At 69.1% G+C, this 24,428-nt stretch carries 20 protein-coding genes; 13 read left to right on the plus strand and 7 right to left on the minus strand.

Going from position 1 to position 24,428, the window contains the following annotated elements:
* Nucleotides 1-2 precede the first annotated feature (2 nt).
* Genes ABD648_RS00235 through ABD648_RS00245 form a run of 3 tightly spaced genes read left to right on the plus strand, consistent with a single transcriptional unit; the run spans nucleotide 3 to nucleotide 2,990 of the window.
* The gene (locus tag ABD648_RS00235) at nucleotides 3-1,163 is read left to right on the plus strand and encodes a type III polyketide synthase (protein WP_282216748.1); all 1,161 of its coding nucleotides are present in this window, start codon (nucleotides 3-5) and stop codon (nucleotides 1,161-1,163) included.
* Complete coding sequence (locus ABD648_RS00240) at nucleotides 1,160-1,882, plus strand: methyltransferase domain-containing protein (protein ID WP_282216749.1); 723 nt, start codon at nucleotides 1,160-1,162, stop codon at nucleotides 1,880-1,882. The genes ABD648_RS00235 and ABD648_RS00240 overlap by 4 nt, the downstream gene beginning before the upstream one ends.
* Nucleotides 1,869-2,990 (plus strand): FAD-dependent oxidoreductase, encoded by a 1,122-nt coding sequence (locus tag ABD648_RS00245; protein WP_282216750.1) that lies wholly within the window; start codon nucleotides 1,869-1,871, stop codon nucleotides 2,988-2,990. The genes ABD648_RS00240 and ABD648_RS00245 overlap by 14 nt, the downstream gene beginning before the upstream one ends.
* 111 nt (nucleotides 2,991-3,101) lie before the next feature.
* On the opposite strand, the gene lpdA is transcribed toward ABD648_RS00245, so the two are convergent.
* On the minus strand, nucleotides 3,102-4,499 hold the full coding sequence (gene lpdA, locus ABD648_RS00250; protein ID WP_282216751.1) for a dihydrolipoyl dehydrogenase: 1,398 nt from the start codon (nucleotides 4,497-4,499) through the stop codon (nucleotides 3,102-3,104).
* Between the two features lie 9 nt (nucleotides 4,500-4,508).
* On the minus strand, nucleotides 4,509-5,171 hold the full coding sequence (locus ABD648_RS00255) for a copper resistance CopC family protein (protein WP_282216752.1): 663 nt from the start codon (nucleotides 5,169-5,171) through the stop codon (nucleotides 4,509-4,511).
* Between the two features lie 101 nt (nucleotides 5,172-5,272).
* On the opposite strand from ABD648_RS00255, the gene ABD648_RS00260 reads away from it, so the two are divergent.
* The 3 genes from ABD648_RS00260 to ABD648_RS00270 all read left to right on the plus strand — a co-directional run bounded on the left by ABD648_RS00260 (nucleotide 5,273) and on the right by ABD648_RS00270 (nucleotide 7,080).
* On the plus strand, nucleotides 5,273-5,758 hold the full coding sequence (locus ABD648_RS00260; protein ID WP_282216753.1) for an FHA domain-containing protein: 486 nt from the start codon (nucleotides 5,273-5,275) through the stop codon (nucleotides 5,756-5,758).
* Entirely contained in the window at nucleotides 5,758-6,435 is a 678-nt protein-coding gene (ftsR, locus tag ABD648_RS00265; RefSeq protein WP_282216754.1) for a transcriptional regulator FtsR, read from the plus strand. Before ABD648_RS00260 ends, ftsR begins: the two co-directional genes overlap by 1 nt.
* A gap of 99 nt (nucleotides 6,436-6,534) precedes the next feature.
* Nucleotides 6,535-7,080 carry a MerR family transcriptional regulator gene (locus tag ABD648_RS00270; RefSeq protein WP_116636800.1) on the plus strand — a complete coding sequence of 182 codons (546 nt, stop codon included), beginning with the start codon at nucleotides 6,535-6,537 and terminating at the stop codon, nucleotides 7,078-7,080.
* A 57-nt stretch (nucleotides 7,081-7,137) separates the two neighbouring features.
* Here the strand turns inward: ABD648_RS00270 and ABD648_RS00275 are convergent, their stop codons facing one another.
* Nucleotides 7,138-7,806: a FadR/GntR family transcriptional regulator gene (locus ABD648_RS00275; protein ID WP_282216755.1), complete on the minus strand. Its 669-nt coding sequence runs from the start codon at nucleotides 7,804-7,806 to the stop codon at nucleotides 7,138-7,140.
* Nucleotides 7,807-7,994: 188 nt separating this feature from the next.
* On the opposite strand from ABD648_RS00275, the gene ABD648_RS00280 reads away from it, so the two are divergent.
* Nucleotides 7,995-9,803: a 2-isopropylmalate synthase gene (locus tag ABD648_RS00280; protein ID WP_282216756.1), complete on the plus strand. Its 1,809-nt coding sequence runs from the start codon at nucleotides 7,995-7,997 to the stop codon at nucleotides 9,801-9,803.
* Here the strand turns inward: ABD648_RS00280 and ABD648_RS00285 are convergent.
* The gene (locus tag ABD648_RS00285; RefSeq protein ID WP_282216757.1) at nucleotides 9,746-10,549 is read right to left on the minus strand and encodes a ParA family protein; all 804 of its coding nucleotides are present in this window, start codon (nucleotides 10,547-10,549) and stop codon (nucleotides 9,746-9,748) included. The genes ABD648_RS00280 and ABD648_RS00285 overlap by 58 nt on opposite strands.
* A gap of 92 nt (nucleotides 10,550-10,641) precedes the next feature.
* Between ABD648_RS00285 and ABD648_RS00290 the strand changes: the two genes are divergently transcribed.
* The 3 genes from ABD648_RS00290 (at nucleotide 10,642) to def (ending at nucleotide 16,493) form a co-directional block, all read left to right on the plus strand.
* Nucleotides 10,642-14,049, plus strand: a complete 3,408-nt coding sequence (locus ABD648_RS00290; RefSeq protein ID WP_282216758.1) for a pyruvate carboxylase — start codon at nucleotides 10,642-10,644, stop codon at nucleotides 14,047-14,049.
* A gap of 66 nt (nucleotides 14,050-14,115) precedes the next feature.
* Complete coding sequence (locus ABD648_RS00295) at nucleotides 14,116-16,002, plus strand: MinD/ParA family ATP-binding protein (RefSeq protein ID WP_282216759.1); 1,887 nt, start codon at nucleotides 14,116-14,118, stop codon at nucleotides 16,000-16,002.
* Nucleotides 16,002-16,493 carry a peptide deformylase gene (gene def / locus ABD648_RS00300; RefSeq protein ID WP_282216760.1) on the plus strand — a complete coding sequence of 164 codons (492 nt, stop codon included), beginning with the start codon at nucleotides 16,002-16,004 and terminating at the stop codon, nucleotides 16,491-16,493. Before ABD648_RS00295 ends, def begins: the two co-directional genes overlap by 1 nt.
* 109 nt (nucleotides 16,494-16,602) lie before the next feature.
* Here def and ABD648_RS00305 read toward each other — a convergent pair whose 3' ends face one another.
* Nucleotides 16,603-18,435 (minus strand): AMP-dependent synthetase/ligase, encoded by a 1,833-nt coding sequence (locus ABD648_RS00305; protein WP_282216761.1) that lies wholly within the window; start codon nucleotides 18,433-18,435, stop codon nucleotides 16,603-16,605.
* Nucleotides 18,436-18,587: 152 nt separating this feature from the next.
* Here ABD648_RS00305 and ABD648_RS00310 point away from each other — a divergent pair, with 152 nt between their 5' ends.
* Entirely contained in the window at nucleotides 18,588-19,286 is a 699-nt protein-coding gene (locus ABD648_RS00310; protein ID WP_282216762.1) for a lysophospholipid acyltransferase family protein, read from the plus strand.
* Nucleotides 19,287-19,323: 37 nt separating this feature from the next.
* Nucleotides 19,324-20,664 (plus strand): class II 3-deoxy-7-phosphoheptulonate synthase, encoded by a 1,341-nt coding sequence (locus ABD648_RS00315; protein ID WP_282216763.1) that lies wholly within the window; start codon nucleotides 19,324-19,326, stop codon nucleotides 20,662-20,664.
* 92 nt (nucleotides 20,665-20,756) lie between these two features.
* Here the strand turns inward: ABD648_RS00315 and pknB are convergent, their stop codons facing one another.
* Complete coding sequence (pknB, locus tag ABD648_RS00320) at nucleotides 20,757-22,688, minus strand: Stk1 family PASTA domain-containing Ser/Thr kinase (RefSeq protein WP_282216764.1); 1,932 nt, start codon at nucleotides 22,686-22,688, stop codon at nucleotides 20,757-20,759.
* 78 nt (nucleotides 22,689-22,766) lie between these two features.
* Nucleotides 22,767-23,936 (minus strand): LysM peptidoglycan-binding domain-containing protein, encoded by a 1,170-nt coding sequence (locus ABD648_RS00325; protein WP_282216765.1) that lies wholly within the window; start codon nucleotides 23,934-23,936, stop codon nucleotides 22,767-22,769.
* Nucleotides 23,937-24,040: 104 nt separating this feature from the next.
* On the opposite strand from ABD648_RS00325, the gene ABD648_RS00330 reads away from it, so the two are divergent.
* The gene (locus ABD648_RS00330) at nucleotides 24,041-24,415 is read left to right on the plus strand and encodes an Rv2175c family DNA-binding protein (RefSeq protein WP_282216766.1); all 375 of its coding nucleotides are present in this window, start codon (nucleotides 24,041-24,043) and stop codon (nucleotides 24,413-24,415) included.
* Nucleotides 24,416-24,428: the final 13 nt, after the last annotated feature.

Raw genomic sequence — 24,428 nt, forward strand, 5'->3', positions numbered from 1 at the left:
ACATGAGCCGACCGCCTGTGCTTCGATCGCTGCAGACGATCGTCCCCGACACCGTCCTCCACCAGGACGAGGTGCGCGACGTCTTCGCCGCGCAGCCCGATCTCGGGCGACTGGCGCAGCGGATCGTGTCGACCTCGTTCAACGTGTCGGGCATCGACACCCGCCACACCGTGATCGACGAGCTGTCGCTCGACTCCGACGTGGCGGATCCGGTCTTCTTCGACCGCCGGTCGGGAGCGCTCCTCGCGCCGGGGACGAAGGCGCGCAACGAGGTCTACACGCGCGAGGCGGCACGGCTCTTCGTCGACGTCGCCCGTCATGCGCTCGACGCCGACCCCGACCTCGAGGCCGCCGATGTGACGCATGTCATCACCGTCTCCTGCACCGGGTTCCACGCCCCCGGCCCGGAGTACGAGATCGTGCGGGCGCTCGGTCTGTCCGACAGCGTGCAGCGCTACCACCTCGGCTTCATGGGCTGCTACGCGTCGATGCCGGCGCTCCGTGCCGCGAGTCAGTTCTGCCTCGCGGACGAGAACGCCGTCGTCCTGGTGGTCAGCGTCGAGCTGTGCACCCTGCATCTGCGGTCCTCCGAGGACCCGGACACGATCGTCGCGTCCTCGTTGTTCGCCGACGGCGCGGCGGCGGGGATCGTGACGGCGCGGGATCTCCCGTCGGCGGTCACCGGCCTGCGCCTGGACCGCTTCCACACCGCGATCGCGCCGGAGGGCGAGAAGGCGATGGCCTGGACGATCGGCGACACCGGGTTCGAGATGATCCTGGCCACGACCGTGCCGCAGATCATCGGCGAGACGATCATCGGCGCGCTGCGTCCGCTGTACGCGCCGGAGGATGACCTGGTCGCCGCGTTCGACGACGATGCGGTCGGCCGGGAGGTCGCGCACTGGGCGATCCATCCGGGCGGGCGCAGCATCCTGGATCGCGTCCAGGAGAAGCTGCACCTCAGCGACGCGCAGCTGCACCCCGCCAGGGAGGTCCTGCGGAAGAACGGCAACATGTCCAGCGCGACCGTGCTGTTCGTGCTCAAGCGCATCCTCGAGGAGGAGGGCGCCCAGGCCGGCGATCGCGTCTCGGCGATGGCGTTCGGGCCGGGGCTGACGGCCGAGAGCGCCCTGATGACCGTCACGGCCTCCGCGGACTCATGAGCTCGGGACTCTCGGCTCGAGACGTCGGCATCCGGGAGCTGATGGACGATCCGCGGGCGGACGAGCGGATGCTGGCGCGCACCTACGGGCGATTCGGCTTCGTGAACGCCGTGGTCTCGCGCCCCGGTCTGCTCTATCGCCGTGACATCCGTCCGAGGGCCGTCGGTGCGCCGTTGCGGATCCTCGACATCGGCGCCGGTGGCGGCGACCTGTGCCGGTTCCTCGCCGGACGGCTGCGCCGCGACGGGCTCGAGGCGGAGATCACGGCTCTCGACACGGATGAGCGCGCCATCCGGTGGGCTTCCGCGCACGATCGCGGTGCGGGGGTGCGCTACCGAAGGGCGCTGTCGACCGAGCTCGTCGACGCGGGGGAGACGTTCGACGTCGTGCTCTCCAACCATGTGCTGCACCATCTCGACGATGCGGAGCTGCAGACCGTGCTCGAGGACTCCCGGCGGCTTCTCGCCCCCGGTGGGCTGGCCGCGCATCACGACATCGCCCGCGGCCGCACCGCCTATGCGCTCTTCGCGGCGGCCACCTGGCCGCTCTCCCGGAACCTCCTGGCCGACTCCTTCATCCGCGTGGACGGGCTCCTCAGCATCCGCCGGTCCCACACGGTCGCGGAGCTCCGGGCGATCGTCCCGCGGGGCTGGCGGGTCCGCGGGGGTGTGCCGTCCCGACTGGAGGTGCGGTGGGAGGACGACCGTGCCCGACCATGACGTGCTCATCGTCGGCGCGGGCCCGGTGGGTCTGCTGCTGGCGTGCCTGCTGACGCAGGACGGACTGCGGGTGGTCGTCTGCGAGCGTCGCGCGGATGCCGACACGCGCACCCGTGCGATCGGCATCCATCGGCCGGGGCTCGACGCGCTGGAGGCTGCCGGTCTCGGCGCCGAGGTCCGGGCCGAGGCGCTGCGCCTCGACGGGGGAGAGGTGCGCAGCCGTCGGCGGACCCTGGCGTCGCTCGCCTTCCCGCCCGAGCGGCCCGTTCTGATCCTCCCGCAGCCGCGTACCGACGCGCTGCTGAGAGCACGACTGCGGGCGCTCGCGCCGGATGCGCTGCGCTCCGGATGGGCCGTACGCGCGGTCGATCCGGCGGGGGAGGTCGTGCGCGTCGCGGTCGATGCCCCGGACGGGGCCCGCGAGCTGACCGCCCGCTGCGTCGTGGTGGCCGACGGAGTGCGGAGCCGCGTGCGCGAGGGTCTCGGACTCGGGTGGAGCCGTCGGAGCGGGCGCGCGACCTACGCGATGGTCGACGTCGCCGATGCGGAGACGGATGCCCGCGCCGTGCTGCACTGCGAGCCGTCTGGCCTCGTCGAATCCTTCCCGCTGCCGGGGGGAGGGCGCCGGTGGGTGGCGCGCCAGGGAGCAGGGGAGCAGCTCGGCACCCCGGACGCCTTCCGCAGCGCGGTCGAGGCCCGGACCGGCATCCGCTTGGAACTCGCGGATGACGCACGGCCGACCGTCTTCGAAGCCGCGCAGCATGTCGCTCGGCGCACCTCGCAGGGACGCGTGGTCCTCCTCGGCGACGCGGCGCACGAGATCAGTCCGATCGGCGGTCAGGGGATGAATCTGGGCTGGACGGATGCCGTGCGGTTGGCGCGGGAGCTCGCGCGATCGCTGCCCGGGCGGATGCCGGACCTCACGGGGTACGACCGCGACCTGCGTCGAGGGACGCGCATCGTCCAGCGCCGGTCCGCCTTCTATATGTCGATGGGAGCTCCGGCGCCGATCGGTGTCGCGGTTCCGCGGGAGCTCGTCATCCGGACGATGGGGACACGGCCGCTGCGCCGGTGGTCCGCCGGGCTCATCACGATGCGGGGTCTCTGACGTACGACCTCTGACGCACGAAGGCCCCGGCACCCTCGAGAGGGACCGGGGCCTTCGTGCGTTGCGTCAGGGTTTCGACTCGCTTCGCTCGCTCAACCTTGACGCTTCGCGTCAGAAGTTGATCATGTGCCCTGCGAGGCCGTGGAAGCCCTCCTGCAGCGCCTCCGACAGCGTCGGGTGGGTGTGCACGTTGCGGGCCAGCTCGAGCGCGGTGAGGTCCCACTTCTGCGCGAGGGTCAGCTCGGGCAGAAGCTCGGCGACGTCCGGGCCGATCATGTGCGCGCCGATGAGCTCGAGGTGCTCGGCGTCGGCGATGAGCTTGACGAAGCCGACCGGCTCGCCGAGGCCGTGCGCCTTGCCGTTGGCCATGAACGGGAAGCTGACGACCTTGATGTCGCGCCCCTCGTCCTTCGCCTGCTGCTCGGTGAGGCCGAACGAGGCGACCTGGGGGGAGCAGAACGTCGCGCGCGGCATCATGCGGTAGTCGCCGAGCGTCATGGTCTCGGCCTTGCCGATGGTCTCGGCCGCGACGACGCCCTGCGCCTCCGCCACGTGGGCGAGCTGCAGCTTGGCGGTCACGTCGCCGATCGCGTAGATGCCCTCGACGTTCGTGCGCATGTGGTCGTCGATGTCGATCGCGCCGCGCTCGGTGAGCTTCACGCCGGTCGCGTCGAGGCCGAAGCCCTCGGTGTTCGGGGCGAAGCCGACCGACATGAGCACCTTGTCGGCCTCGATCGACGACTGCTGGCCGTCCTTGGCCGTGTAGGTCACGGTGACGGAGGAGCCGTTGTCGACGACCGTCTCGACCTTGGTCGAGGTGAGGATGTCGACGCCGTAGTTCTTGTACTGCTTCGTGATCTCCTTCGACACGTCGGCGTCCTCATTGGGGAGGGCACGGTCGAGGAACTCGATGATGGTGACCTTCACGCCGTAGTTCGTCATGACGTAGGCGAACTCCATGCCGATCGCGCCGGCGCCAACGATGACGATCGACTTCGGCAGCTCACGGCTCATGATCTGCTCTTCGTACGTCACGACGTTGTCGCTGAGCTCGACGCCCGGGAGCAGCCGGACGCGCGAGCCGGTGGCGATGATGGCGTTGTCGAAGGTGACCTCTTCGGTGGAGCCGTCGGCCTTGGCGACCGAGATCGCCTTCGGGCCCGTGAAGGTGCCGCGGCCGTCGTACTCGGTCACCTTGTTCTTCTTCATCAGGAAGTGGATGCCCTTGACGCGGCCGTCGGCGACGACGCGGCTGCGGTCGAACGCCTTGCCGTAGTCGATCGTGAACTCACCCGAGATGCCGAAGAAGTCGGCCTTGTGGTTCAGCGTGTGCGCGAGCTCCGCGTTCTTGAGAAGCGCCTTGGAGGGGATGCAGCCCACGTTGAGGCAGACACCGCCCCAGTACTTCTCTTCGATGATGGCCGTGGAGAGGCCGAGCTGTGCACTGCGGACAGCGGCGACGTATCCACCAGGACCGGCACCGAGGATGACGACATCGTAATGGGGCATGGGTTAAGCCTATCGCTCCGACGAGGGCCCGGAACCGGGCTCGGCGCCCGGCTCGGCACCGCCGCGGCGGCTGCGAAGCCAGTACCAGACCATCAGCACCGCGATCACCAGGATGCCGCCGATCGACAGGGCGAAGATCCATGCGGTGGCGCCGGATCCGCCGTCCGCATCGGGGGCCTGGGTGGCCGTCGCCTCCGGCGTCGCGGACGCCTCGTCGCTGGGTGCTGCGCTGGTCGGCGCGGCGCTGGGCTGCTCGGAGGGGGTGACCTCCGAGCCGGTGGTCACGGTGAAGTAGTACTCGTCGGAGGTCGGATGCCCGTCGCTCGAGACGACCTTCCAGATCACGTGGTACTCGCCGGCGGGGGCGGCCGACACGAGCGGCTGCGTGACGACGGCGCCATCGACGGTGGCGGGCCCGTCCGTGACCGCGTTGCCCGCGGAGTCCGTGACGACGACCTCGGTGGCGCCCTCGCCGTCGATCAGCTTGGCGCTGAAGGTGAGCGTCAGCTCGGCGGGGAGCGTCTCGATCTGGCTGTCGGCTGCCGGGTCCGACGACACGAGCGCGTCGTGCGCGGATGCCGAGAGCGGGGAGGCGAGCACGAGGAACGCGGCGAGAAGCGTCGCGGCCAGGGCGACGGGGACGACGGAGAGGCGCAGGGCGTGGGTCTTCACAGGTCCACCCTATGGAGACCCGGTATGTGACGGCTGAGTATGCACGCGGCCTCCCGCGAGCCCCTCGGCATCCGTTAGTCTGGACAGCCTAGGAGGGCACAGTGACTGACAGCGACAGCCGACCGGCCGGAGAAGCCGCGATCCACCGCTCTGGTGAGCAGAAACACGACGTGACGCAGACGTTCGGACACGATTCGGACCTGTCGTTCGTGCCGTTCGGCGTGGAGCTCACCGACGTCGAGCAGACCGCGATCGCGGCGCTGCCGTCGGGATCGGCCATTCTGCTGGTCCGCTCGGGCGCCCTCGCCGGTGCCCGATACCTCCTCGACACCGACGTGACCACCGTCGGACGCCACCCCGAGGCGGACATCTTCTTCGACGACGTGACCGTCTCGCGCCGTCATGCGGAGATCACCCGCACCGGCACGACGTTCGAGATCATCGACCAGCGCTCCCTCAACGGAACCTACGTGAACGGCGAGCGCGTCGACCGCAGTGCGCTGGTCGACGGTTCTGAGCTGCGTGTCGGCAAGTTCCGACTGAACTTCTTCGCCTCACCCCACGACCGCCAGGCGGCGAACGCCTGATGGCGGCGACTCCCGCCCGCGAACGCTCTGCGTCCGCGGGCCTGCTGAGTATCGGTCAGGTGCTCGCGCGTCTCACTCCGGAGTTCCCCGATCTGACCTCCAGCAAGCTGCGGTTCCTCGAGGTGCAGGGCATCGTCAGCCCTTCGCGCACCGAGTCCGGGTATCGCAAGTTCTCGACAGCGGACATCGAGCGTCTCCGTCTCGGACTCACCCTGCAGCGGGATCACTACCTGCCGCTGAGCGTGATCCGGGAACAGCTGGACAGCAGCGCGGGGGAGACCTCGCTCGCGCCGCCTCCCTCGATCACGCCGACGCCCCGTCGTTACCGTCGGGCCGAGCTCCTCGCGGCGGCAGGGGCAGGACCCCAGCTGCTGAACGACGCGATCAGCACCGGCGTCATCACCGCGCAGGAGAACTACCCCGAGGCGACGGTGACGCTTCTGCGCGGACTCGTCGCGCTCGATCGCCACGGCATCGAGCCCCGGCATCTGCGCTCCCTCCGCCAGGGGGCGGAGCGCGAGGTCGCTCTCATCGAGTCGGCGATGTCGTCGCTGCTGCGACGGACGGATGCCGCGTCGCGCGCGAAGGCCAGCGAACTCGCTCCCGAGCTGGCGGCCAAGATCGACGAAGTGCGCTCGCTCTTCGTCAAGGACGCCCTGTCGCGTGTGCTTTCGTAACGAACTGATTGCGACACACCTTCGACGTCCCACGGATGTCATTGCCGGTGCCCGAGCACTGCTCTACCGTGGAGATAACCGTTCCAGGGAGGATTTCAGATGAATGCGGATGAGCTCACAGGCGACCCGCGGTTCGTACCCGAACTCCTCTTCACGGACGGTCTCCCGGCCATGGACGATGAGGTCGGCTACCGCGGTGCCGTCGCCGCTCGTGCCGCCGGCATCACCTACCGTCAGCTGGACTACTGGGCACGCACCGAGCTGGTCGAGCCCACCGTCCGCGGCGCGAGCGGCTCCGGTTCGCAGCGCCTCTACGGGTTCCGCGACATCCTCGTGCTGAAGCTCGTCAAGAGCCTGCTCGACACCGGCATCTCGCTGCAGCAGATCCGCACCGCGGTCGAAGAGCTGCGCCGCGCCGGCATCCGCGATCTCGCCGGCACCACGCTCATGAGCGACGGCGCCTCCGTCTACCTGTGCACGTCGAACGACGAGGTCATCGACCTCGTCAGCCGCGGCCAGGGCGTGTTCGGCATCGCCGTCGGGAAGGTACTCCGCGAGGTGGAGTCGACGCTCGTCGCATTCGACCCGACGGCACCGGATCCCGTCGACGAGCTCTCGGCACGTCGCTCGAAGCGCTCCGCCTGATCTTTCGACAGGCCTGGGCCCCGCGACCCGTTCGCCCTCCCCGGACTCGCGCCGGCTTCAGCTGAGCTTTCCCCTGAGCACGTCCAGGTGCGCTCGAGTGAGAGCGGCCGCCGCTTCGGCATCGCGCGAGGCGATCGCCTCGTAGATGCGCTCGTGGGTGTCATGGTCGGCTTCGTCGCCGTGGTGGCCGCGGAGCCGCAGCATGTCGGTCATCGCCTGCCGGCTGCGCGGCGCGAAGCCGTCGAACAGCTCGAGCAGCACCGGACTCTGCGCGGCGACGACGATGCCACGGTGAAAGGCGAGGTCGCTCTCGACGTGATCGTCGATGTCCGCGCGGCGTCGCTCTCGTTCGCCCAGCGCTCTGCGGAGGGCTTGGAGCTCCGCTGAGGTGCGGCGTCCGGCGGCGAGGGCGGCGGCTTCGACTTCGATCGCCGTCCGCGCCTCGATGACGGCGACGATGTCCGCACGCTGAAGCACGGCATCCCAGGTCGCGGGGACGTCGGTGGCGGTGACGAAGACGCCGGCCCCTTGGCGGGTGGTGAGGACGCCGCGACCCGCGAGGATGCGGATCGCCTCCCGCGCCGTGGAGCGGCCGATGCCGAGCTGCGGCGCGAGCGTCGTCTCACCGGGCAGCTTCCCACCGATCTCCCACTCCCTCTCCCGGATGCGGGTGAGGAGGAGCTCGGCGGCCTGCTCGGCGAGGGATTCGCGGCGCACGGTCGTCATACGGTCATTCTGGCATCTCTTGGACTGCTCTGCTTGTCTGAGGAGTTGTGGTAGGTTCGACGCATGCTCACCTGCTGGTTCCTTCTTCTTCGCCGCCACGGCGGGGCCTAGCCAGACCGGCTCCCCGACGTGGAGCCGATACGCGTGCCGGTCGATCGAAGATGAACGATCCGGACAGGAACCGCACCATGACCAGCAGCAGCTTCTCGACCCTCTCCACGCCCGTCGGCCCGATCCCGGCGAATGCGCCGGCGTGGAATCCGCAGCGGCACTCGCAGATGCCCTCGCATCGCTACCGGGATGTGTACTCGCGTGTCGAGGTCCCGCTCACCGCCCGCGACTGGCCGAGCAACCGGCTGACGCACGCGCCGCTGTGGGTGCCGGTGGATCTGCGTGACGGGAATCAAGCCCTGGCGGAACCGATGGACGCGGCCCGGAAGCAGCGCTTCTTCGAGCTGATGGTCGCCATGGGCTACAAGGAGATCGAGGTCGGCTACCCGTCCGCCTCGCAGACGGACTACGACTTCGTCCGTCTGGTCGCCGACACGGACATCGCACCCCAGGATGTGACGATCGTCGTCTTCACCCCGGCCCGGCGCGACCTGATCCAGCGCACGGTGGAGTCCATCCGCGGTATCCGCAACCCGGTCGTGATCCACATGTACACCGCTACCGCGCCGATGTGGCGGGACGTCGTCCTCGGCCAGGACCGAGAGGGCCTGAAGGAGCTGATCCTCGCCGGGGGTCGCGACGTGCTCGAGTTCGCCGGACACCTGCCGAACGTGCGGTTCGAGTTCAGTCCGGAGGTGTTCAACCTCACCGAGCCCGACTTCGCCCTCGAGGTCTGCGACGCCATGACCGAGCTGTGGGATGCGACCCCGGAGCGGCCGGTCATCCTCAATCTGCCGGCCACCGTCGAGATCGCCACGCCGAACGTGTACGCCGATCAGATCGAGTACATGCACAAGAACCTCGCCCGCCGCGACGCCGTGATCCTCTCCGTGCACCCGCACAACGACCGCGGGACCGGCATCGCCTGCGCCGAGCTCGCCGTACTCGCCGGTGCACAGCGCGTCGAGGGCTGCATCTTCGGCAACGGGGAGCGCACCGGAAACGTCGATCTCGCCACCCTCGCGTTGAACGTGCACGCCCAGGGCATCGACCCGATGATCGACTTCTCCGACATCGACGAGATCCGCCGCACCGTGGAACACTGCAACCGCATCGAGGTCCCTCCACGCCATCCCTACGTCGGCGACCTCGTGCACACGGCCTTCTCCGGCACGCATCAGGACGCGATCAAGAAGGGCTTCGCCGAGCACCGCTCACGCGCCGCTGCGGAAGACCGGCCGGAGCAGGAGATCGAGTGGAAGGTGCCGTATCTGCCGATCGACCCCGCTGACATCGGACGCAGTTATGACGCCGTCATCCGTGTCAACTCCCAGTCGGGAAAGGGCGGCATGGCCTACCTGCTGGAGACCGAGTACGGCATCGAGCTGCCCCGACGCCTGCAGATCGACTTCGCCCGCCACGTCCAGTTGTACACGGATGAGACCGGCAGCGAGGTCACCGCCGTCGAGCTCTGGGACATCTTCCACGCCGCCTACCTCGCTGCACCGGCTCCGTCTGCCGTCGACCTCGTCGAATACGACACGACGGCGCAGGGAACGTCGATCACCATCCGCTCGAACGGCGGCCAGAGCACGACCAGGCATGACGGCGTCGGACCTGTCGAAGCGCTCACCGCCGCACTCGCCCGCATCGGATTCGTGGTCGACATCCTGAGCTTCCATCAGACGAGCACCGGTGTCGGGCCGGACAGCGAGGCGATCACGCTGATCGAGTATCGCGCCGGTCAGCGCAGTGGATGGGTCGCGGGGAAGGATCGTTCCGTGCTCACCGCGTCGCTCACGGCCGTGATGAACGCGGCGGCGGAGGGTCAGACGTTCTCAGGAAGTGCGATGCGTCCGGTGCGGATGATCCGGTCGAGCAGCTGATCGAAGTCGGCGGCGAGCTCCTGCGCCGAGTCTCCGGGCCAGATGTGCAGGGGCTTCGCCGCACCCTGTGCCTGCTGCAGCGACGTGCGCTCCGGCAGCTGGGGGGCGAGCACGAGCGGGCCGAACATGTCGCGGAGCTCCTTGATGCGGAACTGGTGCTCGATGGACTGCGGGCGCACACGGTTCACGACGATGCCGAGCGGCTGGAGCCGGGGGGAGAGGCCGCGGCGGATCTCCTCGATCGCGCGGAGGGCGCGGTCCGCGGCGGCGACCGAGAACAGGCCGGGCTCGGTGACCACCATGACGCGGTCGCTGGCGGCCCACGCCGTGCGCGTGAGGGCGTTCAGCGACGGCGCGCAGTCGATGAGCACGAGGTCGTAGTCCGCCTCGACGGAGGCGAGGGCCTCTTCGAGCTTCCAGACGTCGCGGACGCTCGGGTGCGGCCCGTCGAAGTTGATGGCGGAAGGGCTTCCGATGAGCACGTCGATCGTGCCGGGGTGCACCTTCGCCCAACCGCTGGAGGTGATCGCCTGACGGACGACCTTCTCCTTCGGGTTCGCCAGGACATCGGCGATGTTGAGTCGCCCGGCGACCTGGATGTCCATCCCGGTGGAGACGTCGGACTGCGGATCGAGGTCGACGACGAGAGTCCGGACGCCTCGTGCGAAAGCCGCTGAGGCCAGCCCGAGTGTCACGGTCGTCTTGCCGACGCCCCCCTTGAGAGAGCTGACGCTGAGTACGTGCACGGAGACCACGTTACCTTCCCCTAGGCTGAGGGGACACTCAGCCCCGCCCCTGCACGCCGAAAACGCCGTGCATCGAGCTCTCAGAGGTGTGCATGTTCCAGAAGATCCTTGTGGCCAACCGCGGCGAGATCGCGATCCGGGCCTTCCGAGCGGCGTACGAGGTGGGGGCGCGCACCGTCGCGGTCTTCCCGCATGAGGACCGCGGATCCGTCCACCGGCTCAAGGCTGACGAAGCCTACGAGATCGGCGAACGCGGTCACCCCGTCCGCGCGTACCTGAACGTCGACGAGATCATCCGCGTCGCCCTGGAGGCGGGCGCGGATGCGATCTACCCGGGCTACGGCTTCCTCTCGGAGAACCCGGAACTCGCGGAGAAGGCCGCGGCCAACGGCATCGTGTTCATCGGGCCCCCGGCCAAGGTGCTCGAGATGGCGGGCAACAAGGTCGAGGCGAAGCGTCACGCGATCGAGGCCGGCGTGCCGGTGCTGCGGTCGACCGAGGCGTCCGACGACGTCGAGGCGCTCGTCGCCCAGGCCGAGGACATCGGCTTCCCGCTCTTCGCCAAGGCGGTGGCCGGCGGCGGCGGACGCGGCATGCGCCGCGTCGAGACGGCAGGCGACCTCGCACCGGCTCTGGCCGAGGCGATGCGTGAGGCGGCCAGCGCCTTCGGCGACGCGCGGATGTTCCTGGAGCAGGCGGTGGTGCGCCCTCGGCACATCGAGGTGCAGATCCTCGCCGACAAGACCGGCGAGACCGTGCACCTGTTCGAACGCGACTGCTCGGTGCAGCGGCGCCACCAGAAGGTGGTCGAGATCGCTCCTGCGCCGAACCTGGACGACGGCATCCGCACAGCCCTCCACGGCTACGCGGTCGCGTTCGCCCGCTCGATCGGCTACGAGAACGCCGGCACCGTGGAATTCCTGCTGGAGACGGCGGGGGAGCGCACCGGCGAGGTCGTCTTCATCGAGATGAACCCGCGCATCCAGGTCGAGCACACCGTGACCGAGGAGGTCACCGACGTCGACCTCGTGCAGAGCCAGATGCGGATCGCCGCAGGTCAGACTCTCGCGGAGCTGGGACTGCAGCAGCAGAACCTGCAGCTGCGCGGCGCCGCCCTGCAGTGCCGCATCACCACGGAGGACCCCACCCAGGGCTTCCGCCCCGACACCGGCAAGATCACGACGTACCGCTCGCCCGGCGGCGCCGGCATCCGCCTCGACGGCGGCACGGTGCATCAGGGAGCGCAGATCAGCCCCCACTTCGACTCGATGCTGGCGAAGCTGACCTGCCGCGGTCGCGACTTCCCGGCTGCGGTCGCCCGCGCCCGGCGCGCCCTGGCGGAGTTCCGCATCCGCGGCGTCTCGACGAACATCCCCTTCCTGCAGGCTCTGCTCGACGACGACGCCTTCATCGCCGGAGACGTCAGCACCTCCTTCATCGACGAGCGCCCCGAGCTGCTGCGCGGTCGCGCCTCGAAGGACCGCGGCACGCGGCTGCTGAACTGGCTGGTCGACGTCACCGTCAACAAGCCCCACGGCGCGCACCCCGGCGTCGTCGACCCTGTCTCGAAGCTCCCTGCCGTCGACCTCTCCGCCGAGCCGGTGGCGGGCTCGCGTCAGCGCCTGCTCGAGCTCGGTCCCGAGGGCTTCGCGCGGAGCCTGCGTGAGCAGACCGCGCTGGCGATCACCGACACCACCTTCCGTGATGCCCACCAGTCTCTGCTGGCCACGCGTGTCCGCACGAAGGACCTCGTCGCGGCGGCTCCGTACCTGGCGAGACTGACTCCGGAACTGCTGTCCGTCGAGGCGTGGGGCGGGGCGACCTACGACGTCGCGCTGCGCTTCCTCGGGGAGGACCCGTGGGAGCGTCTCGACAAGCTCCGTGCCGCGCTGCCGAATGTCGCGATCCAGATGCTGCTCCGCGGACGCAACACGGTCGGCTACACGCCGTACCCGACGGCGGTCACCGAGGCTTTCGTCGCCGAGGCGGCTGCGAGTGGTGTCGACATCTTCCGGATCTTCGACGCCCTCAACGACGTGGAGCAGATGCGCCCGGCGATCGAGGCGGTGCGGAACACCGGCACGGCGGTCGCCGAGGTGGCACTCTGCTACACCGGAGACCTGCTCGACCCGGCCGAGAACCTCTACACGCTCGACTACTACCTCGGGCTCGCCGACCAGATCGTGGCCGCCGGCGCGCACATCATCGCGATCAAGGACATGGCGGGGCTCCTGCGGCCTGCGGCCGCGGCGAAGCTCGTCGCTGCGCTGCGTGAGCGCTTCGACCTCCCGGTGCACCTGCACACGCATGACACGCCGGGTGGCCAGCTCGCGACGCTGCTCGCGGCGAGTGCCGTCGGAGTGGATGCCGTGGATGCCGCGTCGGCACCGCTGTCGGGCACCACGAGCCAGCCGTCGCTGTCGTCGCTCGTCGCCGCGCTCGCGCACACCGATCGCGACAGCGGCATCGCGCTCGACGCGGTGTCCGATCTCGAGCCGTACTGGGAGGCGGTCCGCCGGCAGTACGCGCCGTTCGAGTCGGGGCTTCCCGGACCCACGGGGCGCGTCTACCACCATGAGATTCCCGGCGGTCAGCTGTCGAACCTCCGGCAGCAGGCGAAGGCTCTGGGCCTTGCGAACGACTTCGAGCTCATCGAGGACATGTACGCCGCCGCCGACCGCATTCTCGGTCGCGTGCCGAAGGTGACGCCTTCATCGAAGGTCGTCGGCGACCTCGCCCTGCATCTGGCCGCCGTGAAGGCGGACCCTGCGGACTTCGAGGCCAACCCGGAGAAGTACGACGTGCCGGACTCGGTCGTCGGATTCATGGCGGGTGAACTCGGCGATCTTCCGGGCGGATGGCCGGAGCCGTTCCGCACGAAGGTCCTCGCCGGGCGCTCGGTGCGCCTCGGACTCACGGAGATCTCTGCGGACGACGAGGCGGCGCTCGCGGGAACCAGTGCGGAGCGCCGCGCGCGGCTCAACGCGCTGCTGTTCCCCGCGCCGACCAAGGAGTACCTCGAACGGCGCGAGCTCTTCGGCGACCTCTCCGTGCTCGACACGAGCGACTACCTCTTCGGTCTCGTGCAGGGCCAGGAGCACCGCATCGAGATCGATCGCGGTGTGCAACTCTTCATCGGGCTCGAGGCCATCGGCGACGCCGACGACAAGGGCATGCGCACCGTGATGACGACCCTCAACGGGCAGCTCCGGCCGGTCTTCGTGCGCGACAGATCCGTCGCGGTGGAAGCGCACCAGGTCGAGAAGGCGGACACCTCCGTTCCCGGTCAGGTCGCCGCACCCTTCTCGGGTGTCGTGACGCTGAAGGCCGAGGTCGGCGCCGCCGTCCGGGCGGGTGATCCGATCGCATCGATCGAGGCGATGAAGATGGAAGCCGCCATCACCGCGCCCGTCGACGGAGTGATCGAGCGTCACGCGATCGGCGAGACGCAGCAGGTCGATGCCGGAGATCTTTTGGTCGTCATCCGTCCCGCGCACTAATCTTGTGCGGGCGAGGGCCGCGCACTGTGTGCGCACCCGAGGCCCGCGCAGGCTTGGAGTGACATCGTGACCCCGAAGAACAGCAAAGACCCTGAAGAGAACCCGCTGGGGGTGCTCGATGACGCCGCGTCCGTGGACACGGCCGTCATCGGCATCCTCGGCGGGACAGCCCAGGTGAGCGTGACGTTGCCGAAGGACGATGACGACGATCTCGATGACGAGGGCGTCGTCGACGGAGAGGTCGTCGGCGACCTGGTCATCGATGACCTGGCCGTCGTGGCGGCCCCCCAGCTCGCACCTGCACCGAAGGCCGTCTCCGCACCCGTGACACCGGCCGTGCTGAAGTCTCCGTCTCCGGCGGTCGACGAGCCCGCTAAGGCGGACCCGTCACCGAAGGACGTTCCCGGCATCTTCATCGGACCCATCGTCATCGACGAGCCCGTGGCCGTCGCGCCTGCGGGGGAGACGGTCTCGCCCGAGGAGATCGTCCACGAAGCCGAGCTGGAGCCGATCGACGACGAGCCGATCGACGACGAGCCCGAATCGGCGACGATCAACGATGAGTCTGAGTCTGAGCCTGAGCCTGAGCCTGAGCCTGAGCCTGAGCCTGAGCCTGAGCCTGAGCCTGAGCCTGAGCCTGAGCCTGAGCCTGAGCCTGAGCCGGAGCCGGAGCCGGAGCCGGAGCCGGAGCCTGAGCCCGAGCCCGAGCCCGAGCCCGAACCCGAGCCCGAGCCCGAACCCGAGCCGGCCCCCGTCGCGGACGTGCCGGATCCCGCCCCGACGCACGCCGAAGAGGCTGCCGTCGCCGCCCGATTCCTGGCGAGGGCGACCGCCGATTCCGATGCGGCTCCGGTCGCAGCCGCCGCCGCGGGAATCCCCGCCGTGAAGGAGAGCGCAGCCGTGTCCAGTCCCGACGAGAAGTCCGTCGTTCCGCAGCCCACGCGCGCGGCCGCCCGAGCGGACGTGACGCTGACCTCGAAGCGCCTGGACGACCTGGGTGATTCCTCGAGAGAGTCCGCTGATCTGCTCACAGCCGATCGCCTGCTCGACCCGCATCGCATCACCAAGCCCGAGCCCGAGGGGGCGTGGAGCCACTTCCTCTACACCGTGTCCGGACGTCGCATCAACATCGGCGACGGCCGGAGGGCCCGCGAGCGGAAGGCGCTCAGCGCTCGTATCGCCGCACCTCTCACCGGGGGCGCGCGGTTCGTTCCGGTGCTGTCCCGCAAGGGCGGCGTCGGCAAGACGACGATCACCGCCCTTCTCGGCATGGCGTTGGCCGACGCGCGCGACGACCGAGTGATCGCCGTCGATGCCAATCCCGATCGCGGGACTCTGGCCGAGCGCATCGTCCGGCCGGCCCACAACAAGTCGGTGCGCGACCTCGTCCGGATCCACGAAGACGTCCGGGGGTACCACGACATCTCTGCCATCGTGGCGCGCGATGCCACGCGCCTCGACGTGCTCGCCTCCGACTCCGACCCGCGCATCGCCGAGGCTTTCAGCGACAGCGACTACCGGGATGTCGCCGGCGTGGCGGCGCACTACTACTCGCTGGTGCTGACCGACACCGGGACGGGCATCGTGCACTCCGTGATGTCGGCGACCCTCGATCTCGCCGATCAGATCGTCATCGTGTCGGGGCTGAGCGTCGATGAGGCACGGCTCGCCTCGGAGACCCTCACCTGGCTCGAGACGAACGGCTACGCGGAGCAGGCGCGCGAGGCGATCGTGGTGCTGAACCAGTCGACGCCTGGCGCGCCCCTCGTGCGGTTGAACGAGCTGCACAGCCACTTCGCCACCCGTGCCAAGAGCGTGGTCCGGATGCCGTACGACCCGCAGATCGCCGGGGGAGGGACCATCGTGTTCGCCAACCTCCTGCCTGAGACACGGGTCGCCGCGCGCCGACTCGCCGCGCTCCTGGTCGAGGACCTGCGGGCGAAGGGCGCCTGATGGCCGTCCGCGACATCCGCATCTTCGGCGACCCCGTCCTCCGCACCGTGTGCGCCCCGATCGAGGACATCGACGAGGGCGTGCGCGCACTGGTGGCCGACCTCGTCGAGACGGTCGAGCTGCCCGGACGAGCGGGTGTGGCCGCTCCGCAGATCGGCGTGGCGCTGCGCGCCTTCAGCTACAACATCGACGGCGACATCGGGTACGTGCTCAACCCTGTGCTCACCGAGGTGCGTGGCGAGCCCGCACCGACCGGCGAGGGCTGCCTCTCGGTCCCCGGGCTCTGGCACGATGCGCAGCGGCACCCGTGGGCGCGCGTCGAGGGGACCGACCTCGACGGGAACCCCGTGGTGCTCGAGGGCGACGGCCTCCTCGCACAGGCGCTCCAGCACGAGACGGATCACCTCGACGGCAAGCTGTTCCTGTCGCGGCTCGACCCGGAGACCCGCAAGCAGGCGATGCGCGAGGTGCGCGAGAGCGCCTGGTTCTGACGCTCGCATTCGGGGGCTCGCCGAGCGGCCCCTTTCTGATCGAACGGCCCCCTTGCGCACGTGCGCAAGGGGGCCGTTCGTATCGAAGGGGGTGGCTCGACCCGCGGCGTCAGCCGCCGATCGCCACGTTGGTCGTCGAGACCGGCTCGTCGTAGATCGCGGAGATCTCGTCGGCGAAATCGCTCATGATGACGTTGCGCTTGATCGAGAGCTTCGGCGTCAGGTGGCCCGAGGCCTCGGTCCATTCCGAATCGAGGATCGTGAACTTGCGGATCGACTCGGCGCGCGACACGCGCGCGTTCGCACCGTCGACGGCGCGCTGAACCTCGGCGCGGACCGCATCGTTCCGGGAGGCGTCCACGAGCGACATCTTGGCGTCGAGTCCGTTGTTCGCCAGCCACGTCGGCAGCATCTCTGGGTCGAGGGTGACCAATGCCGAGATGAACGGACGCTGGTCGCCGACGACGACGACCTGGCCGATGATCGGATTCGCGCGGATCGGGTCCTCGAGCGCGGCAGGAGCGACGTTCTTGCCTCCGGCCGTGACGATGATCTCCTTCTTGCGACCGGTGATCGTGAGGAAGCCCTCGGAGTCGAAGCTGCCGATGTCGCCGGTACGGAACCAGCCGCCCTCGCTGAACGCCTCGGCCGTGGCCTCGGGGTTGTTCCAGTACTCCTTGAATACGTTGATGCCGCGGACCTCGATCTCGCCGTCCTCGCCGAGACGTACGCCGACGCCAGGGAGGGCCGGGCCGACCGTGCCGATCTTCGACTTGTCGGCCAGGTTGACGGTGGCGGGTGCGGTCGTCTCTGTCAGGCCGTAGCCCTCGAGGATCACGACGCCGAAGCTGTGGAAGAAGTGGCCGAGGCGCGGGCCCAGGGGAGCGGAACCCGACACGGCGTAGACCACGTTCCCGCCCATCGCCGTGCGCAGCTTGCTGTACACGAGCTTGTTGAACAGCGCGAACTTGAGCTTCATCCCGAAGGGGATCTTCTTGCCCTCCTCGAGCAGCTTCGAGTGCTCGATGGCGACGTCGGCGGCTGCGCGGAAGATCTTGCCCTTGCCGCCGGCCTCGGCCTTCTGCTCGGCGGAGTTGTAGACCTTCTCGAACACGCGCGGGACGGCGAGGAGGAAGGTCGGCTTGAACGAGCCGAGCGCCGGGAGCAGTTGGCGGGTGTCGGGCTGGTGGCCCGTGCGCACGCCGGCGTGAATGTCGAGGATCGAGATGAACCGCGCGAAGACGTGGGCCGTCGTGATGAACAGGAGGGTCGAGGCGCCCGGCGTCTGCACGACCGCGTCGAGTGCCTTCGCGGAGTTGCGTGTGAGCTCGACGAAGTTGCTGTGCGTGAGCACGCAGCCCTTCGGGCGTCCGGTCGAGCCCGAGGTGTAGATGAGGGTGGCGATGTCGGACCCGACGGCCAGGTTGCGGCGACGCTCGATCTCGTCATCCGTGATCGACGAGCCCTGGGCGGTCAGTGTGTCGATCGCGCCGAGGTGCAGCTGCCAGACCTCGCGGATCAGCGGAAGGTCCCCGCGGACCTCGTCGACGCGGGCGAAGTGCTCGGGCGACTCGACGACGAGGGCGATCGCTCCGGAGTCCTCGAGGATCCACTGGATCTGGGAGGGGGAGCTGGTCTCGTAGATCGGTACCATCACGGCGCCGGCGTAGAAGAGCGCGAAGTCGACGAGCGTCCACTCGTACGTCGTACGTGCGAGGAACCCGACCTTCTCGCCCGGCTGGATTCCGGTCGCGGCGAATCCCTTCGCCAGGGCGATCACGGCCGTCTGGAAGTCGGCGGCGGAGATGTCGCGCCAGCCTTCGCCCTCGGGCACCGAGAACAGCGCACGGTCGGGTGTGGCCTGGACGCGCTTGAACAAGAGGTCCGAGACGTTTGCGTCGGGGTCGGCGGGGACGATCGCGGGGACTTCAAACTGGACCACGGCAGCTCCTTCGGTACCGGTCGGGCACGTGTGTGGTCTTGAGTCTAGGGCATGACACCCCGTCGCACGTCTCGTGGAACTGAGTCGCGATCGCGGCACCCGACCGAAGAACACCGAAGCGGATGCCGGACGCGGCGCTAGACTTCACCTCGATGTTCTACTGGCTGATGAAGTACGTCGTGATCGGCCCCGTGGTCAAGGCGATATTCCGCCCCTGGATCGTGGGTCGCAAGAACGTGCCCGCGAACGGCGCGGCGATCCTCGCCAGCAACCACCTCTCCTTCGCGGATTCCATCTTCCTGCCGCTGGTCATCGATCGTCCGATGTCGTTCCTCGCGAAGAGCGACTACTTCACCGGTCGCGGCCTGAAGGGCTTCGCGACGAAGTTCTTCATGAAGGCCACGGGTCAGATTCCGATCGACCGGTCAGGGGGCAAGGCTTCTGAGGCCTCTCTGAACACCGGGCTGCAGGTGCTCGGCGGCGGAGACCTGCTCGGCATCTACCCCGAGGGAACGCGCAGCCCCGACGGAAAGCTCTACCGCGGGCGCACCGGCATCGCCAGGATGGCGCTCGAGGCCAAGGTCCCCGTCGTCCCGGTCATCATGGTCGACACCGACACGGCCATGCCGATCGGGCAGCGGCTGCCCCGCATCATGCGCGTCGGCATCGTCATCGGCGAACCGCTCGACTTCTCCCGCTACGCCGGAATGGAGAACGACCGGTACATCCTGCGCTCCGTCACCGACGAGATCATGGTGGCCCTGCACCGCCTCGGCCAGCAGGAGTACGAGGACGTCTACGCGTCGACCGTGAAGGACCGGCTTCCCTCCCGCGTCACAGAGGGCTCGTAGAGCGTCTCGGGTGCACGCCGACCACTAGGCTTGAGGCATGCTCCCGCACCACATCGACGCCCTTGATGCATGGCGCTCGCTTCCCATCAAGCAGCAGCCGCAGTGGCCCGACGCGGACCGCGTCGCCGACGTCTCCCGACAGATCGCGGCTCTCCCGCCGCTGGTCTTCGCGGGTGAGGTCGACAACCTCCGCGATCGCCTCGCGCGCGCAGCATCCGGGAAGGCGTTCCTGCTCCAGGGTGGCGACTGCGCCGAGACCTTCGCCGGCGCGACCGCCGAGCAGATCCGCAACCGCATCAAGACGGTGCTGCAGATGGCCGTCGTGCTCACGTACGGCGCCTCGATGCCCATCGTCAAGATGGGGCGCATGGCGGGGCAGTTCGCCAAGCCGCGCTCCAGCGACTCCGAGACCCGTGGCGACGTCACTCTTCCCGCGTACCGCGGCGACATCGTCAACGGCTACGACTTCACCGAGGGCTCCCGCCTGGCCGATCCCGGTCGGCTGCTGCAGGGATACCACACGGCGGTCTCCACGCTGAACCTCATCCGCGCCTTCACGCAGGGTGGTTTCGCCGACCTCCGCGAGGTGCACTCGTGGAACAAGGGCTTCGCGCAGAACCCTGCCAACCAGCGCTACGAGCGCATGGCCGCCGAGATCGACCGCGCCATCAAGTTCATGGAGGCGGCCGGCGCCGACTTCGACGAACTGAAGCGCGTCGAGTTCTTCACCGGCCACGAGGGCCTGCTGATGGACTACGAGCGGCCGATGACGCGCATCGACTCCCGCACGGACACGCCGTACAACACCTCGGCGCACTTCCTGTGGATCGGTGAGCGCACGCGCGATCTCGACGGCGCGCACGTCGACTACTTCTCGAAGATCCGCAATCCCATCGGTGTGAAGCTCGGCCCGACGACCTCGCCGGACACCGCCCTTGCGCTGATCGACAAGCTCGACCCCGAGCGCGAGCCCGGCCGCCTGACGTTCATCACGCGGATGGGCGCGGGCAAGATCCGCGACGCGCTTCCGCCGCTGCTGGAGGCCGTTCGCGACTCCGGCGCGCAACCGCTGTGGGTGACCGACCCGATGCACGGCAACGGCATCACGACGCCGACCGGCTACAAGACGCGTCGCTTCGACGACGTGGTCGACGAGGTGCGCGGCTTCTTCGAGGCGCACCGCGCTGTCGGCACGTTCCCCGGCGGCATCCACGTGGAGCTCACCGGAGACGATGTCACCGAATGCCTCGGAGGTTCCGAGCAGATCGACGAGGCGGCACTCGCCACGCGTTACGAGAGCCTGTGCGACCCGCGTCTGAACCACATGCAGTCGCTCGAGCTCGCGTTCCTCGTCGCCGAGGAGCTCGAGAAGCGCTGAGCACGCGCTGATCCCTCGAACGAGAGAACCCGCCCCCCGATGATCGGGAGGGCGGGTTCTCTGCGTCAGGCGTGCGTCCTTCGCGTCGCCGGTCAACCGGCGGCGAACACGCGCACCTCGCTCCCGCGCACGCGGGACTCTCCGGCCTTCGGATCCGTGCGCGTCGCGGTGAAGATGTCCCAGACGAGTTCCGGTGCTGCGGTGACCGGCTTGAACCCGGCGTCCTGCAGCTGCTTCACGGCATCGCGGATCGAGATGCCGGACACGTCAGGGATCTCGATGGGCTCGGGCCCCAGGGAGACGATCAGTCGCACATCGTCGCCGGGGCGCCAGTTTCCGGACTCGGTGCGCTCCGCGTAGCCGATGACCCGGCCCTCGGCGATCGTGTCGCTGTACTGGTCGACGCGTTCGTCGAGGACGTTCAGGCCCTTGTCGGTCAATGCCTGGGTCGCCTGCTGGACCGACGTGTCCGCGACGTCGGGCAGAGACCCGAGCGACACGTAGAGCTCGACGGAGTCCGCCTCGAAGAGATCGCACCCCTCGCCGCAGTCGTAGGTGTCTCCTCCGCCGCGCGGCGTCACGTATGCGTTGATGACGATGCCCTCGTCGGCATCCGAGAACAGCTCCAGCGTCTCATCGGGGACCGTGACGTTCAGTCCGTCCAGATAGGCGCGTGCGTCGTCCTCGGTCTTGCCGTTGAGCGTCTCGATCGTGTGGGGCTGGGGACCGAGCGAGATCAGCACGGTCACCTCGCCGTTCTTCTCCAGCCGGTCACCCGCCTGCGGGTCGGTGCGGATCGCCAGATCCTTCGCGACGTCGACCGAGTACTCCTCCCCGCGCACGGGCGTGAGTCCCTCGGCGGTGAGCGCCTCGGCGGCCTGGTCGTACGTCGACCCCGCGACGTCGGGCACGGCGATCAGCGACCCCGGACCCGAGCCGAACCACCAGCCGACTCCGCCCGCGAGGACCGCGAGGAGCAGCACGAGGGTCAGCAGGAACGCGCCGCGCGCTCGTCGACGCGATGCACGACGACGCAGGACCGTCGCATTGTCGATGGGCGCGGGCACCGGCGCCGTCGGGTCGGCGATGACCATCGTTCCGGGCATCACCTTGGTCAGGTCGCCCGAGTCGCCCTGGCTGCGCTGCGACATCGTCGCGGCTGCGACGGCCGGAGCGATACCGAGCTCGCGCTCGATCTCGCGCAGGCGGTCGAGCATCTGCTGCGCGTCGTCGGGACGCTCGTCCGGCGACTTCTCGGTCGCCCAGAGGACGAGCTCGTCGAGCGGCTCGGGAACGGCAGGATTGCGCACGCTCGGACGAGGGACCGACTCGGTGGCGTGCTGGAAGGCGATCTGCATCGGCTGCTCGCCCTTGTACGGCTGCTCGCCGACCAGCATCTCGTAGAGCATGATGCCGAGCGCATAGATGTCGCTCCGGGCGTCGGCGGTGCCGCGGGTCACGAGCTCCGGGGCCAGGTAGGCGATCGTGCCGAGCAGCTGCTGCCCGGTCGCGGTGTTCGCCGTCGTCGCCCTGGCGAGGCCGAAGTCCCCGATCTTGATCCGCCCGTCCTCCGCGAGGAGCACGTTCTCCGGCTTCACATCGCGGTGCACGATCCCGGCGCGGTGCGCGGCGGAGAGCCCGGCGAGGATCGCGTCCATGATCGTGATCGTCTGCGGGATCGTCAGGCGCTTCTGCTCGCGCAGCAGCTCACGGAGAGTGATGCCCGGCAGGTACTCCATCACGAGGTAGGCGAGTTCGCCGTCCTGACCCTGGTCGAACACGTTCACCACGTGCGGATCGGCGAGTCGGGCGGCGGCCCGCGCCTCCTGGATGAAGCGGCTCTGGAAGGCGGAGTCGTCGCTGAGGTGCGCGTGCATCACCTTGAGAGCGATGCGTCGTTCGAGGCGGAGGTCCGTCGCGACGTAGACCGTGGCCATCCCGCCGCGGGCGATGCGCGCCCGTACGCGGTAGCGGCCGTCGACAAGCCGCCCGATGAGGGGGTCGGCCTGATGATTGGTCGTCACGTCAGAATTCTATGGAGAACTGCCTGAAAGACAGGGGAACGGCTCACCCCTGGGGGCTGTGGGTTTTCCGAACGCGGCTCAACCATGCAGGGCGAGCCAGGCGTAGGCCTGCGCTTCCCACTGGCCGTACTTGTCCGGATACGCCGAGATCTGCACGGCCTGGGCGGCATCCGTGAACGTCATGCTCTCCCATCCGGGGATGTCGAGGAGGCCGCGCGTCGTGAGGCCGTTGGGGTCGTTCGACCCTCCGTAGAACACCCGGGTGCTGCGGTCCGCGTCCATGATCTGCTCGGGGGAGCCCCAACCGGTGCTCGGGCGCTGCTGGAAGATTCCGAGCGAGTCGCGGTCGCCCCAGTCGAGATTGCGCAGCCCCGATTCGACCATGCCGGTCGCGAGGGCGATGGCGACGGCCCGGTCCGAGACGCCGAGCTCTCGTCCGATGCGGATGATCAGAGCGGCGTTCGCTGCCTGCTCATCCGTGAGGGCGGTCGTCTCCGGAGCAGCGACCGCGGCGGCGGGTGCGGGTGCGGGTGCTCCCTGCACCGCGATCGTCTGTCCCGGGTAGATGATCGAGGACGCGTCGAGGCCGTTCAGCGCGAACAGCGCCTGCGTCGTCGTGCCGTAGGCCTGAGCGATCCCGAAGACGGTGTCACCGGCGACCACGACGTGCGTCGCGGTCGCCGTCGTCGTCACCGGGACAGCGGCCGGTGCCGCAGCGGCAGGAGCGGCACCGCCGGAGACGGCGAGAGCCTGGCCCGGATAGATGACGGAGTCGCGCGTCAGTCCGTTCGCGGCGAGGACCGCGTCGACCGTGGTGCCGTACTGCGCCGCGATCGCGTACACGGTGTCGCCGGCGACGACGGTGTGGATCGTCGCCGCGGGCGCCACGGCTTCCACAGCGGCGGGGGCGGCGGCGGCAACGGCCGGAGCCTGCAGGATCAGCGTCTGCCCGGGGTAGATGACCGAACGCCAGGAGAGGCCGTTCCAGGTCAGCACGTCGACCGTCGGGAGCCCGAACCGTTCGGCGATCGCCGCGACCGTGTCGCCGGGCTGTACCACGTACGCGGCGGGTGGCGCTTCGGCGGGAACGAGCCCGAGCGGAGTGAAGCGCTGGCGCTCCACGGTGCTGGGCGCTGAGGCGGCTTCCGCCGGCGCGGCGACCAGGGTTCCTGCCAGTGCGCCGATCACGGCGGCGGGCAAGCCGAGCTGAAGATATCGCGTGCGACGCGTGGCGGTGTTCTGTCTCAAGGGTCCCCCTTTTCGAGCACTTCACGCTGACACGGATGTAAACAGAAGTCAACAGAAGTGAGACAAGTGAAGGATGTGACTGGAGTGCCGACATGCGGCAACGGATGGGAGGTGAGATAGTGGGCAACGTGTCTGAGAACGTTGTGGAAACCCCTGCCGTCGAGTGGCTGACCATGCCCGACCTCGTCGAGGTGCTGGACGAGCCGCTCGGCCGTGTCCGTCGCCTGATCGACGACCACTACCTCGTCGGCTCGCGACGCAGCGGCGTGTTCGCGGTTCCCTCGATCTTCATCGTCGACGGGAATCCGCTGAGCTCCCTGCGCGGGACCATCATCGTGCTGCAGGACGCGGGCTTCACCGACGACGAGCTGATCGACTGGCTCCTGGAGGAAGAGGAGAGCCTCGGCCGGTCGCCGATCGCCGCCCTCCTCGCCGGGCACAAGAGCGCGGTCCGCCGACTCGCTCGCACGCTGGCCTGAGGGGCGGGCAGCC

This window comes from Microbacterium luteolum (assembly GCF_039533965.1).
Classification (GTDB): Bacteria; Actinomycetota; Actinomycetes; order Actinomycetales; family Microbacteriaceae; genus Microbacterium; species Microbacterium luteolum.